This is a genomic window from Nocardioides sp., assembly GCF_050246775.1.
Classification (GTDB): Bacteria; Actinomycetota; Actinomycetes; order Propionibacteriales; family Nocardioidaceae; genus Nocardioides.
In genome coordinates this window covers 22389-35735 of sequence record NZ_JBFWVK010000008.1, presented here as the reverse complement: position 1 = coordinate 35735, position 13347 = coordinate 22389, and the positions used below count along the sequence as shown (strand labels likewise).

7 protein-coding genes are annotated in these 13347 nt (G+C 69.8%); 2 read left to right on the top strand and 5 right to left on the bottom strand.

All coding sequences use genetic code 11. The features are described 5' to 3' along the window. The first annotated feature begins 21 nt into the window (after positions 1–21). The gene (mobF, locus tag AB7I40_RS22325; protein ID WP_428347563.1) at positions 22–6102 is read left to right on the top strand and encodes a MobF family relaxase; all 6081 of its coding nucleotides are present in this window, start codon (positions 22–24) and stop codon (positions 6100–6102) included. Between the two features lie 139 nt (positions 6103–6241). On the opposite strand, the gene AB7I40_RS22320 is transcribed toward mobF, so the two are convergent. Both AB7I40_RS22320 and AB7I40_RS22315 read right to left on the bottom strand, forming a co-directional pair. After that, entirely contained in the window at positions 6242–6715 is a 474-nt protein-coding gene (locus AB7I40_RS22320; RefSeq protein ID WP_428347564.1) for a M48 family metalloprotease, read from the bottom strand. A 114-nt stretch (positions 6716–6829) separates the two neighbouring features. Continuing rightward, on the bottom strand, positions 6830–8317 hold the full coding sequence (locus AB7I40_RS22315; RefSeq protein ID WP_428347565.1) for a SulP family inorganic anion transporter: 1488 nt from the start codon (positions 8315–8317) through the stop codon (positions 6830–6832). A gap of 269 nt (positions 8318–8586) precedes the next feature. Between AB7I40_RS22315 and AB7I40_RS22310 the strand changes: the two genes are divergently transcribed. Further along, positions 8587–8958 (top strand): MerR family transcriptional regulator, encoded by a 372-nt coding sequence (locus AB7I40_RS22310; RefSeq protein ID WP_428347566.1) that lies wholly within the window; start codon positions 8587–8589, stop codon positions 8956–8958. Between the two features lie 126 nt (positions 8959–9084). Here AB7I40_RS22310 and AB7I40_RS22305 read toward each other — a convergent pair whose 3' ends face one another. The 3 genes from AB7I40_RS22305 to AB7I40_RS22295 form a co-directional block, all read right to left on the bottom strand. Further along, positions 9085–11556: a tyrosine-type recombinase/integrase gene (locus AB7I40_RS22305; RefSeq protein WP_428347567.1), complete on the bottom strand. Its 2472-nt coding sequence runs from the start codon at positions 11554–11556 to the stop codon at positions 9085–9087. Next, on the bottom strand, positions 11553–12659 hold the full coding sequence (locus tag AB7I40_RS22300) for a tyrosine-type recombinase/integrase (protein ID WP_428347568.1): 1107 nt from the start codon (positions 12657–12659) through the stop codon (positions 11553–11555). The genes AB7I40_RS22305 and AB7I40_RS22300 overlap by 4 nt, the downstream gene beginning before the upstream one ends. A gap of 163 nt (positions 12660–12822) precedes the next feature. After that, positions 12823–13278, bottom strand: a complete 456-nt coding sequence (locus tag AB7I40_RS22295) for a hypothetical protein (protein WP_428347569.1) — start codon at positions 13276–13278, stop codon at positions 12823–12825. Positions 13279–13347: the final 69 nt, after the last annotated feature.

Sequence of the window (13347 nt, the reverse complement as noted above, 5' to 3'; positions counted from 1 at the left end):
CGCACCTAGGTGACCGTGACCATGAGCATCCACAAGCTCACCGCGGGCTCGGGGTACGACTACCTGACCCGTCAGGTCGCCGCGATGGACGCCACCGACAAGGGCCACGTCGGGCTGGCGAGCTACTACACCGAGAAGGGCGAGACCCCCGGGGTGTGGGTCGGCTCCGGGATGGCCGGCCTGGAGGGCCTGGACGCCGGCGACCTGGTCACCGCCGACCACATGCAGAACCTGTTCGGCGCCGGCCACCACCCGCTGGCCACCGAGCGCACCAAAGCGCTCGATCTACAGATCGGTCGCCCCGACCAGCCCTCCCCCACCGCGGCCGACTACAAGGCCGCGGCCCGCCTGGGCACGCCGTACAAGGTCTACGAGAACGACGTCTCCCCGTTCCGGATCGAGGTCGCCAAGCGGATCGCCGCGGTGAACGCGGCCGCCGGGCTGCCCGGCGACTGGCCGGTGCCGGCCCCGGAGCGGGCCAAGGTCCGTACCGACGTCGCGCGCGAGTTCTTCCGCGCCGAGCACGGCCGCGAGCCGGCTGATGCCCGCGAGCTCGCGGCCACGATCGCCAAGCACTCCCGCCCCAGGACCAACGCGGTGGCCGGCTACGACCTGACGTTCTCCCCGGTCAAGAGCGTCTCGGTGCTGTGGGCGATCTCCGACTCGAAGACCGCCGCGGTGATCGAGCGGGCCCACCAGGCGGCGATCAAGGACGCCGTCAGCTTCATCGAGTCCAAGGCGCTGTTCACCCGCCGGGGCGCCAACGGCGTGCGCCAGGTCGACGTCGAAGGCCTGATCGGCACTGCGTTCACCCATCGCGACTCGCGCGCCGGCGATCCGGATCTCCACACGCACTTGGCCATCTCGAACAAGGTCAAGACGCTTGACGGGGCCTGGCTGGCCATCGACGGGAGGCCGCTGCACAAGGCCGTCGTGTCGGCCTCAGAGACCTACAACACCGCTCTGGAGCGGCACCTGGTCGACGCCCTCGGGGTGCGGTTCGCCGAGCGTCCCAACGAGGACGCCCGCAAGCGACCGGTTCGCGAGATCGTCGGCGTCGACCCCGACCTGAACCGCCGGTTCTCCAAGCGCCGGATCAGCGTCGAGGACCGCCGCAAGGTCCTCGCCGCCGCGTTCCAGGCAACCCACGGCCGCCCGCCCACGCCGGTCGAGACCATCCAGCTGTCCCAGCAGGCGACCCTGGAGACCCGGGAGGCCAAGCACGAGCCGCGGTCGCTGGCCGAGCAGCGCGAGGCGTGGCACCGCGAGGCGGTCGAGGTGCTCGGCACCCCGCAGCGCGTCAAGCAGATGGTCCACGGTGCCCTCAACCCCGCGGGCGCCGCTCGGTCGCTGGCCGACTCGGCGTGGTTCGCGAAGGCCAGCGACCGGATCGTGGCCACGATGGAGGGCAGCCGCAGCACCTGGCAGTTCTGGCACGTCTACGCCGAGGCACAGCGCCAGGTCCGCGGCGCCGAGGTCCCCACGAATCAGGTCGCCCAGGTGGTCGACCTGCTCGTCGGTGAGGTTCTCGACGGACGCTCGATGAGCATGGCCCGGCCGTGGGACACCACGAGCGAGCCGGTCGAGCTGCGTCGGGCCGATGGCGCCTCGGTCTACACCCAGGCCGGCTCCGAGATGTTCACCTCGAGCAAGGTCCTCGCCGCTGAACAGCGGCTCGTCGACGTCGCCGGGCGGCACGACGGGTACGCCGTCGACGCCTCCTCGGTCGACCTCGCTTTGCTGGAGTCGACGGCCAACGGGGTCACCCTCAACGCCGGTCAGGCCACGCTGGTCCGCGAGATGGCGACCTCCGGGGCACGCCTCCAGCTGGCGATCGCGCCAGCCGGGTCCGGCAAGACCACCGCCATGCGAGCGCTCGCCACGGCGTGGGCTGACGGTGGCGGGACCATCGTCGGCCTGGCCCCCTCGGCGGCGGCCGCCGACGCGCTGCGCTCTCAGATCGACACCCAGACCGACACTTTGGCCAAGCTGACCCACTCGCTGCAGCAGGCGCGCGAGTCCGGTGCCGCGGTCCCGGACTGGGTCGCCGGGATCGACTCCTCCACCCTCGTGGTCATCGACGAGGCCGGCATGGCCGACACCCTCTCGCTGGACGCCGCGGTCTCCTACATCCTCGAGCGCGGCGGCAGCGTCCGCCTGGTCGGCGACGACCAACAGCTCTCCGCCATCGGCGCCGGCGGTGTGCTGCGCGACATCCAGGCCACCCACGGCGCGCTGCAGCTCAGCGAGCTGGTGCGGTTCAAGGACCCCGCCGAGGGCGCCGCCTCGCTGGCGCTACGCGAGGGCAAGCCCGAGGCGCTCGGCTTCTACCTCGACCGCGGCCGCGTGCACGTCGGCGACCTCGCCACCATGACCGAGGACGTCTTTGGCGCCTGGCAGGCCGACCGCGCCGCCGGCCTGGACTCGATCATGCTCGCCCCGACCCGCGACCTGGTCAGCGAGCTGAACCAGCAGGCTCGTGCCCACCGTCTTGCCCAGGAGGGCACCGACAGTGCCCTCAACCCTGGCAGCGATACGGCACAGGACATGGCGCGGGTACGCCGCCTCTCAGACGGCAACGAAGCCTCGCTCGGTGAGCTCATCATCACCCGCGAGAACGACCGCCGGCTGCGCACGTCGGCGACCGACTGGGTCAAGAACGGCGACCGCTGGAACGTCCTGGAGATCCACGACGACGGCGACCTGACCGTCCAGCACACCCGCCACGGCCGCACGGTCCGGTTGCCCAGCGACTACGTCGCGCAGGCCACCGAGCTGGGCTACGCGTGCACCGTCCACACCGCGCAGGGCGTCACGGCCGACAGCATGCACGGCCTGGCCACCGGCACCGAGTCGCGCCAGCAGCTCTACACGATGATGACCCGCGGCGCTCGGGCCAACCACGTCTACCTCGAAGTCGTCGGCGACGGCGACCCCCACTCGGTCATCCACCCGACGCTGGTGCGCCCCCTCACCTCGACCGACATCCTCGAGTCGATCTTGGCTCGCGACGACGCGCCACGATCGGCGAGCAGCCTCGTTCGGGAGCAGGCCGACCCCGCCACCCGGCTCGGCGAAGCAGCCCAGCGCTACCTCGACAGCCTCTACGTCGCGGCCGAGAACCTGCTGCGCCACGACACCACACGGTCCCTCGACGGCACCGAGACGAACCTCGTCGACGCGCTGGACCTCGCCGTCGACCAGCTCGCACCCGGCCTCTCGGACGAGGCAGCCTGGCCCACGCTGCGCGCCCACCTGCTCCTGCTTGGCGCCGCGGGTGAGAACCCCGTCGAGGCGCTGCGGGCCGCAGCCGGCGACCGCGAGCTCGACACCGCCCGCGACCGCGCCGCCGTCCTCGACTGGCGCCTGGACGCCTCCGGACTCCGCAACGCCGGCGCAGGCCCGCTGCCCTGGATGCCCGGCATCCCCGCCCGGTTGGCCGACGACCCGCACTGGGGCGCCTACCTGACCCAGCGCGCACAGCTGGTCGAGGAGACCGCGGGCCAGGTCCGCGACCGCGCCGCCGAACAGGCAGACAGGGGTGGTCTGCCGGCGTGGGCACAGAACGGCCTACGGCCGGCCGACACCACGGTGGCCGACGTCGAGGTCTGGCGCGCGGCCATGCAGGTCCCCGCCGATGACCGTCGACCGACCGGCGCCCCGCAACTGCAGAAGGCCTCCGCGACCTGGCAGCGACGCCTCAACCGCGCGGTCACCGGTGACCACACGCCCGCGCTCAAGGAGTGGCGCCACCTGCTTCATTCCATGGCTCCGCAGGTCCGCGACGACGAGTTCACCCCGCTCCTGGCCGAACGGCTGGCAGCGATGTCGCGTGCGGGCGTCACCGCCCACCAGCTGCTGCGCACCGCCGCGGACCCCGACCACCCGGCCGGGGCGCTGCCCGACGAGCACGCCGCGGCCGCGCTGTGGTGGCGCATGGCGCGCCAGCTGACGCCGGCCGTCGCCGCCCAGATCGGCGACGGCTCCCACGGCGAGGGCGTCACCACCGAGTGGGCCGACCGACTTGCCGACCTGCTGGGCCCCGAGCGGGCCGCTGGCATCCAGGCCAGCAGCTGGTGGCCAGCCCTGGTCGCCAACGTCGACCACGGGTTGCAGCGCGGCTGGCAGCTCGAAGCACTGCTGGGTGCCGGGCGCGCGCTGCCCAGCGATGGCTGGGACGGCGTCGACGAGTGCCAGGCGTTGGTCTGGCGCGCCTCGATCGCGCTGGAATCGGCACCCGACGAGAGCACGGAGTACGGCCACGAGTACGACTACGACGAGCCTCCGGCCGACCTGTGGTCGGGCGTCGAGGTCGACCCCGCGACGCTCGTCGACCACTCCGCCGAAACCAGCTGGGCTGACTGGCCCCTGGCCGAGGAGCCCTACCCCGTCGACGAGCACCCGGTCGACCAGGAGCAGGCCGACCAGCTCGGCCCGGTCGATGAGGACCAGGTCGACGTCGACGAGGAGCGGTTCGTCGAGGGCGACCTCACGATCGCGGCTTACATCCGCGACCTCGGCGGCACCCCGCTGGAGCCCACCGAGGCCGATCTGCGGCTCATGCACGCCCGCGCCGAGGAGTGGTACGACTCCCCCGTCTCACGGGAGCGCATGCTCGAGGTCAACGACCTCGCGCTGGCGTTCTTCGAGGGCCAGTTCACCGACTCGTGGGGGCGCGACTACCTGGCCGGCCGGTTCGGCGACGACCTCGCCGGCGATCAGCGGTTCCGCCCCGGTCAGGCCCCCGCTGGCTGGACGAAGCTGGTCGACCACCTGCGCCGACACGGCGTCAGCGACGACGAGATGGTGGCAGTCGGCGTCGCGACCGTCGCACGCACTGGCCGGCTGATCGACCGCTTCCGCGACCGAGTCATGTTCCCCGTGATCCACCACAACCCGAACGCCGGTGGGCACCCCGAGGTTCTCGGGTTCGTCGGCCGCCGGCGCCCGGACCTCACCGACGACGACAAGGCGGGACCGAAGTACCTGAACACGGCCGACACCGCCCTGTTCCACAAGGGCGCGCAGCTCTTCGGCCTGGTGCCCGAGTCGATCGGCGAGGGGGCGACACCGGTGATCGTCGAGGGTCCGATGGACGCGGTCGCTGTCACCCTGGGCAGCGTCGGCCTGTACGTCGGCGTTGCACCGCTCGGCACGTCGCTCACCGAGGAGCAGGCGGCCCAGCTCGCCGCCATCCATCGCGCCACCGGACGCGACCCGATCGTGGCCACCGACCCCGACTTGGCTGGGCAGGTCGCTGCCGAACGTGGCTTCTGGCTGCTTACTCCGCACGGCATCGACCCCGGCTACGCGCAGCTGCCCGACGGGCTGGACCCCGCGGACCTGCTGGCCCAGCGGGGTGCGGCTGCCCTCACCGCGGCGCTGGCCAGCGGTCAACCGGCCTTCCAGTCACTCGGCGACCAGCTGCTCACCGAACGGCTCGACAACCTGGACCCCGACCAGGCTCGGGCCGCCGCCATGCGGATCATCTCAGCGCGACCGAGCCGGCTCTGGACGCCGCGCGCCGAGCTCGTCGCCGACCGGCTCCAGCTCTCCGAGACGGAGGCCCGCCGCGAGCTGCGCGACGCGGTCACGACCTGGGACGCCGACCCGCGCAAGGCGGCCGCCACCGAGCTGCACAAGAGCAGCGACGTCCGCGCTCGACTGGCGGCCGCTGCAGCCGCTATCGCCCCAGCGACACCCGCACCCGCCGAGGCGCCGGCGAACACGCAGACGAACTCGCCCGCAGGGACGCCAGCAGAGACACCGGCCGAGCGGTGGGCTTCGTTGGCACGCGAGCTCGACCCGCGGCTGCTGGAGCAGGGGGACTGGCCGGCTACCGCGGCGAGGCTGCAGCAGGCCCAAGACCAGGGCCACGACGTCAACGCCACCACGCGCGCGCTCCTCGCCGAGAGGCCGCTGAGTGACAGCCCGGCTCGCGACCTGCGCTACCGGCTTGTCGCGCGCCTCGAGCTGCCGGTCGACACCGACGAGAGCACAGCGGCGCCGACTCGCCCTGTCGGCCCGTCGAAGGGTGCGGAGCGGGGCCGGCAGGACGTCAACCAGCCGCGGCGGCCGCGCGGTGGTGCGCCGCGGCGTTGATCCCCAGGTCGCCCGGGCGGGCAGTGTGCGCGACGGCACCGAGCGCCGGGACAGCTGGGGCTGGCTGGCGTCGACCGCGCCGCACGTGGACGCCGATCGGCGCCAGCAGGACCTGGCGGCCGCGCAGGTCCTGGTGCCTCTATCGTCCGCCCTGTTCGGCCAGGTGACGGCGCATGGCCGCGAGCCGCGCCGGCGCCGGTGGGTGGGTTGCGAACCAGCAGCGCTCGAGGCGGGTCGCTGCTCGGGCGAGCCGCCCATCGGGCAGCGGCCTTGTCACGTGCTCGTCGAGGAACCGCATCAGCTCGGCGGCCGCGTCGAGGTCGTGGGTCAGCTCGACCGCGAACAGGTCCGCGGCGATCTCCTCGCGCCGGTCGAAGGCGACCTGGAGGCCTAGGAACGCGACCGCGGTGGCCAGCGTGGCCATCAACGCCAGGCCACCCAGCTGCGGCACCCGCACCATCGCAATCACGCTGAGACTGGCGCCGGCCACCATGAGCACCAGGTAGCCGACTAGCCACACGTAGCGGCCCGCGGGCGAGCCTTGTTCGCGTCGGATGACGTGAGCGAGCTCTTTCCTGCACCAGGGCAGTCGAGGCGTGCACGCGTTGGTCATGCATCTCAGGTGCGACTCGCGCGCCGGCCTGGCCGTGTGGATCGAATGATGGTCGTACTGGCAGCTGCAGATCCGCCCGCGTTGACGCACAGAACGCGGGTGAGCGAACCAGTTCTAGTGCGAGGGAAGAGATCCGGTGAGCCGGTCGTGCCGCTCTGCGCTGGAGTCGTTCAGGCCGACGATTTCGACGGTCTTGCCCTTGTGCTCGTACTTGTTGGTGATGGCGTCGAGCGAGGCGACGGTGGAGGCGTCCCAGATGTGAGAGTCGCTGAGGTCGATGACGACCCGGTCGGGGTCGTCGGCGTACTCGAACTGGGTGTAGAGGTCGTTGGAGGAGGCGAAGAAGAGTTGCCCGGTGACGTGGTAGACGGCGGTGGGAACGCCGTTGCGGTCCTCCACGACCTCGCGGCGGGTTTCGGTGAGGTGGGCGACCCGTCGGGCGAACAGGGTCATCGCGACCAGTACGCCAACGACGACGCCGATGGCGAGGTTGTGGGTGGCGACGGTCACCGCGACGGTGGCGACCATGACGGTGGTCTCGGACTTCGGCATCCGGCGCAGGGTGGCGGGCTGGATGGAGTGCCAATCAAACGTGCCGATCGAGACCATGATCATGACGGCGACCAGCGCAGCCATGGGGATGACGGCGACCACATCGCCGAACCCGACGACCAGGATGAGTAGGAAGACGCCGGCAAGAAACGTCGAGATGCGGGTGCGGGCACCAGAGGCCTTCACGTTGATGAGGGTCTGCCCGATCATGGCGCAACCTCCCATGCCGCCGAAGAACGCGGTGATGACGTTGGATGCGCCCTGGCCCCAGGACTCGCGGGTCTTGTTGGAGTGCGTGTCGGTGATGTCGTCAACCAGCTTGGCGGTCAGCAGCGACTCCAGTAGGCCGACCAGCGCCATCGCGAGGGCGTAGGGCGCGATGATCTCCAGCGTGTTCAGGTTCAGGGGCACGTTGGGGATGAACAATGCCGGGAGGCTGTCGGGGAGTTCACCTTCGTCGCCAACGTTGGGAACCGTGATGGCTGCCAGCACAGTGAATCCGGTGAGGGCGACGATGGCGATCAGCGGGGCCGGGACGACCTTCGTGACGCGCGGGAGGCCGACCATGACGGCGATGCCGACGGCGATCATCGGGTAGACCAGCCAGGGCACGTCGACCATGTACGGGATCTGGGCCATGAAGATTAGGATGGCGAGGGCGTTGACGAACCCGACCATGACGGAGCGGGGGATGAAGCGCATCAACTTGCCGAACCCGCCCAAGCCGAGTCCGACCTGGATGAGTCCACCGAGGAGCACGGTGGCGATGAGGTAGTCGTAGCCGTACTCGCGCATCACCGGTGCGATGACCAGGGCGATGGCACCGGTCGCAGCAGAAATCATGGCCGGGCGTCCGCCGAGGAACGAGATGGACACCGCCATCGTGAACGACGCGAACAGACCGACACGAGGGTCGACCCCGGCGATGATGGAGAACGAGATGGCCTCAGGGATGAGAGCCAGCGCAACAACGAGGCCCGCTAGGACCTCGGTGCGAAGCATCCTCGGAGACCGCAGTGCTTCGCGGACCGACGGTTCGCGGTGGGTCACCGGCGCATCTGTAGTGGACGTGCTCAAGGGGGCTCCGTTCGGACAGCCGGTCGGACCCGTCACTGCGTGAGGACAGACCCGACCGACTTGGCTAAGAGGGTCGATGGTGCGCACCATGACGGTGCGAGTGCCGGCGTCGTCGCCAGCGGAAGTCTGAGAACAACCCTACCCTCACATAACGTTAGGGTTGTAATCCGTCCGGAGTGAGAGGGACCACTGTGCCAAGCGAAGCAACACCCAGCACCCACTCCGAAACCGTGCCACCAGCCATGCACATCGGCGAAGTCGCCGCCCGCACCGAGCTCTCCCTGCGCAGCCTCCGACACTGGGACGACGTCGGCCTCCTACGCCCGTCCGGTCGCACCGACGGCGGCTTCCGGCTCTACACAGAGGCCGATGTCGACAAAATTCTTCTCATTCGCCGCATGAAGCCGCTCGGATTCACCCTGGACGAGATGAGCGCGGCCTTGAGGGACATCGAGACAATTCAGCGACCTGACCCTGACACGAGCACAGTCCAAGCCCGCGAACGGCTGGCCAGACTCCTGAGCGAGGCGAAGCAGCGACGCGAGGCCCTCGCCAAACGGCTGGACATGGCCGACGAGTTCATCGACCTCCTCAGCAGCCAACGCCTGGCGTGAACCGGCCTGAGAGACATCCGCTCATCGTCTTGAGTCCAACCCCTCGCGACCTCGCCTGGGCAAGTAGATGGCTTCGCGCACCGGGGATAGCCGCATTCAGCGTTCGCGCCAACAAGTACAGCGCAGTCAGGACTGCCGTGCGGCGTCGGGCCGGAGCGGAACGATCGGCATGCCGAGGTTGGTTGCGGTGCGTTGCATCTGGGTGATCTTTTGTTCGGCGGCGGCGAGGCTGGTCCGCAGGCCGTCGACTTCGCCAAGCCAGCCGCGTTCGCTGGCCTCGGCGATGCGTTCTTCGAGGCTGTCGATGATGCCCTGGAGCCGTTGATGTTGGTCGGGGTCCGGGCGGAGCATCGGGCAGCGGATGCAGGCGTGTTCGTGTTGGCAGCCGGAACCGTAGGCCCGCCCGCAAGTGCCCAGCTCGAGCTTGCGTTGGGCGAAGTGTCCGAGGAACTCGTCCCATTCGCTGTCGGTGGGCTCGCGGTACTCCTGCGACGGTCGAAGGGACCGCCGTCGTGCGATGTGGGCGCGGTGGTGCTCGATCACGTCGTGGTCGTAGACCGCGATGTAGGTCTGGGTCGTGGCGAGCGAGTCGTGGCCGAGAATCTTGGCGGTGATGTGCACCGGCAGCCCGGACGCGACTGCCTCGGTGGCGAAGATCCTTCGGAAGTCGTGCGGGCTGAACTTCGCCGGAGTGCCGTCGCTGTTCGCGATGCCCGCAGTGGTGACGAGCTCATCGAGCAGTTTGACGACGTAGGAAGAGCTCATGGCGACCCTGCCCGTGCCCCATGGCCGTTGAAACAGGAACGGAAGCTCCGGACTGTGAACGCGCTCGGCGCTGTCGTAACGGCTGACCAGCGGCAACTGAGCGTTATCGCCGCGGACACGGGAGATGATCTCGGCGAACGCCACGGCGAGCTCGGGGCCGATGACCAAGAGCCGCTCCTTGTCGGTCTTGGATGGGGTGATTTGCAGCATCGGGATCACCTCACCTGTCGAGGGCAGCCGGTAGGACACGAAGGAGCGGTGGGTGATCTCAAGGACCTCCTCGATGCGCGCCCCGGTGTGACGCAGGACCTCGACCAGCGCCCACGCCCAGAACGCGCGATCGGCCTCGAGGCTGAGGTTTCTCCGGTTGTCCTGCGGGCGTTCGCTGCTGCCGCTACGCGCCGGAGTGTCGACGTAGACATGCCCACGGCTGGCCCTGATGCCCGAGCGCGCGTCGTTCAGGGAGACCCGCCGCAACGTCTCGCCTGCGATGGTGAACGACTCTTCGGGCGCGGTCGCGGTCGCGGTGTCGAGCAGCTCCTTGGCCGCGGCTCGGTTGTCGCTGGCTGCGTCCACGAGCCGTGGAAGCAGCGGCGCGAGTTCTCGAATGCGCTGGTGCGTGCGTGAGCGCGACTGTTTGAGCATTTTGGTCATGCCTGCCAGGTCGCGGGAGTCGACCGGTGAGGGTGCTGCCCACGCGGCCCAGCGGCCGGGGTCCTCCAGCGCCCAGTGCGACAGGTCGGCGTAGAAGGCACGGACGGCCATCAGGATCGTGTAGGGGTCCTCCCGCTTCTTCCCGATGCGGTTGCTGCCGTAGAGGACCGGGCCGCTGAGCCTCGTCTTCCAGCGGCGGACAACGTCGTCCGGCAGGTGCAGGGAGTCGATGCCGGGTTCATGGATCTCGAGGTCGCGCCAAAACAGCAGCACGAGCTTGGATGCCAGGTAGCGGATGGAGTTGTAGTCCATGGCGGGACGGCGTTCGTAGAGGTAGGCGACGAGCAGGTCTCTGATAGGGCGGCAGGCGACGTCGTAGCGGTCGACCATCTCCTCGATCGTGAGCTGCCCGCGTCGTGACGCGGCGGAGATGGTTGGCGGGCTGTCGGCTGGCAGGATCGCGGCTTCTCGCAGCAGGGTGTACCAGCGGGGGTGAGACCGGTTGCGGTAGCCGTCCTGTGCCCGGTGGGCCTCGATGCAGTCCGACAGCGTAATGCCGGCCAGCGTGCCGCCGTTGTGGACCAGGATTCGTGTGAGCTGATTCAGTGCTTGGAGCCGGTCGCTCTGAAGCATCCGCGCGTCTGCGGCGCAGCGGCGCTCAATGTCGGCGAACCCCTCTGGGTCACGCAGCGCCCGCAGCCGTTGGTAGAGCCTTGGTGTGGCGTGCGTGGCGTAGAGCCAGGAGTAGTCAGGGCGGATCACGTCCAGCAGCAGGAGCCTTCCAACCGCAGCCACGAGGTGGCCGCGCCGGCCGGGCGCCGCAGCCAACGTGGTCCACTCCTTCCCGGCCGCGTCAGCTCCCGAGTCGTGCCACCGTTGCTGCCACGACTCCCCGGGGAACCTGAGCAGCCACGCGAGCAGGGATTCGGCGAACAGCACCTGGCTGCGGGCCTGCTTCGGTGAGGTGTCACCGTTGGCAAGTTCAAGGTCGTGGACCGCGTCAAGCACCTCCTCGTAGCTCATCTGCGAGGCGGGCCACACCGTTGACCGGGCGATCGAAGGTGTCGGCAGCGTCGGGGTCGGTGCTTTAGGGCGTAGGGCGCCGTTGTTGGCGGGGACGTGGCGAGAGGGACGTGCGGCCTTCTGAAGATTCGTGACCGCGTCGATGTGATCGCTCATGGTCGCGGACCGCCGAACAACACCGCTAGCACCTCGGCTGAGTAGCCCGCGGTGTCCACGGGGCGCGGTGGCGCCGAGGTTGGCCGTTCGTCACGGTCGCGGTGATGGGCGAGCACCCGGGTCACGACTTCTTCCTCCCGGGGACGCAAGTAGACCTGGGTCGTAGTGATGTGGGCGTGGCCCAGCACCCACTGCACGTCGCTCAGCGACATCTTCGGGTCGTCGACCATCCGTTGCGCGGCCGTGTGTCGCAGGTCGTGCAACGTCCAGGCGGTGCCCAGCGACTCGTTCGCGCGTTGCAGCATCCGCCTTGCCGCAGAGTACGTCAGCGGGCGTACCGGGCTGCGCCGGGTCACCCACAACGCCTGCTCGCCGTCCGGGCGCCTCGTTTGTTGCTCGTAGAGCCGAAGCCATACGAACGCGTCCGCCGAGGCCGGCAGCCATTGCAGCCGACCCGAGCCCTTTCGGTGGACCCCGATGCGCTGGTCGCCGGGCTTCACCTGGTCCACAGTGACGCCGAGCAACTCCGAGGCACGGGCGCCGGTCGAGGCGTAGAACGCCAAGAGCGCCCGGTCCCGGTCCGAGCGCAGCGTCGCGAACAGTTCATCGAAGAGCCGATCAGGCAGGTGGCGCGGGATCCGCTCGGGCATCTTCTGCCGGAACGCGGCCCGCGGTCCCGACGCGAAAGGCTGCAACGGGTTGTGGTGCGCCTGCGACCTTCGACCGGCTCGATGGTCGGCGCTAGGCACCGGGTTGAGCAACGGCCCGTCGCCCGCCCTGAGGCGGTCGGCGTAGAACATCTTGACCACCGCAAGCGCATGATTGATGGTCGCCGGCGCGTACCCACCCGGTCGACCTCCTGGGCCGACCAGCCGCATCCACAGCACGAAGTCGCGCGCCTCAATCCGACTCGCACGCTGCCAGGGCACGTCGATCGCAGCGAGGAACCGCCACCATCGCAGCAGCGCCATGCCGTAGGAGCGCAGCGAGCTGAAGCTCGCGCCGCAGGCCAGCATCGTGGCGAAGAACTCGCTGACCTCCTCGACCGGCACGCCCGTGGCATCCAGCAACACCGTGCCTGGCACTGCCTTGCTGTGGGCCACGGCGCCGACCCTCGGGACGACCAAGCCCGTCACATCACGCTCCACCTCATGCGTCCTTCCGCTCGTCGTTCGTCGCGTCGAACGGCAGCACGCACCATCTCGCGAACGGTGGACATCCACCTCCATCGGCGATTCGCTCAGCCCGGATGTCCCTTGGGACGGCTCAGGACACTTCAGTTGGTGCGGTCAATAGATCGTGGGCAGCCAGGCTGTGCAGCGCGGCCGGGCTCAGCCCGGTCAGCGCAGCGGCCGCGAACACCACGGTGGGCGGGCGGCCGCATTGGAACCGCGTGACAGCCAGCCCACCATCGCCGGTCACCGGTCCCCCGCTGCTGGCGAGTGGCGCTCCGAGGACCTCGACGACGTCGACGGCAGGCGTCCTCACGCGTGCGCGCGACGCGACCACGGTCATCGCTGCGGCTGCTCGACGTCGCAGGCCGTCGACGTCACTCGGGCCTCCTGGTGCCCCGAGATGGCCCGGGTCGGCGTCCTTGCCTGGTCGCCAGCTGGTCGACCAGGCGAGGAGGACCTTGGTGAGCGCTACAAGCATCAGCACGGCACCGCCCAGGTAGGCGATGGTCAGCAGGATCAGTGCCGCGTCGCGTGCCGGTTCGGGCATGGTTCTAGGGCCGTCGCGTCGCCGTCGTGGAAGCGCTCAGATTCGCTCCCACGCAAGCGGCCCGCTCGG

What these genes read in the sequence shown, in the direction of transcription:
- mobF (WP_428347563.1), top strand. Translation starts at nt 22, where the DNA reads ATGAGCATCCACAAGCTCACCGCGGGCTCGGGGTACGACTACCTGACC.
- AB7I40_RS22320 (WP_428347564.1), bottom strand. Translation starts at nt 6,715, where the DNA reads ATGACCAACGCGTGCACGCCTCGACTGCCCTGGTGCAGGAAAGAGCTC.
- AB7I40_RS22310 (WP_428347566.1), top strand. Translation starts at nt 8,587, where the DNA reads ATGCACATCGGCGAAGTCGCCGCCCGCACCGAGCTCTCCCTGCGCAGC.
- AB7I40_RS22305 (WP_428347567.1), bottom strand. Translation starts at nt 11,556, where the DNA reads ATGAGCGATCACATCGACGCGGTCACGAATCTTCAGAAGGCCGCACGT.
- AB7I40_RS22295 (WP_428347569.1), bottom strand. Translation starts at nt 13,278, where the DNA reads ATGCCCGAACCGGCACGCGACGCGGCACTGATCCTGCTGACCATCGCC.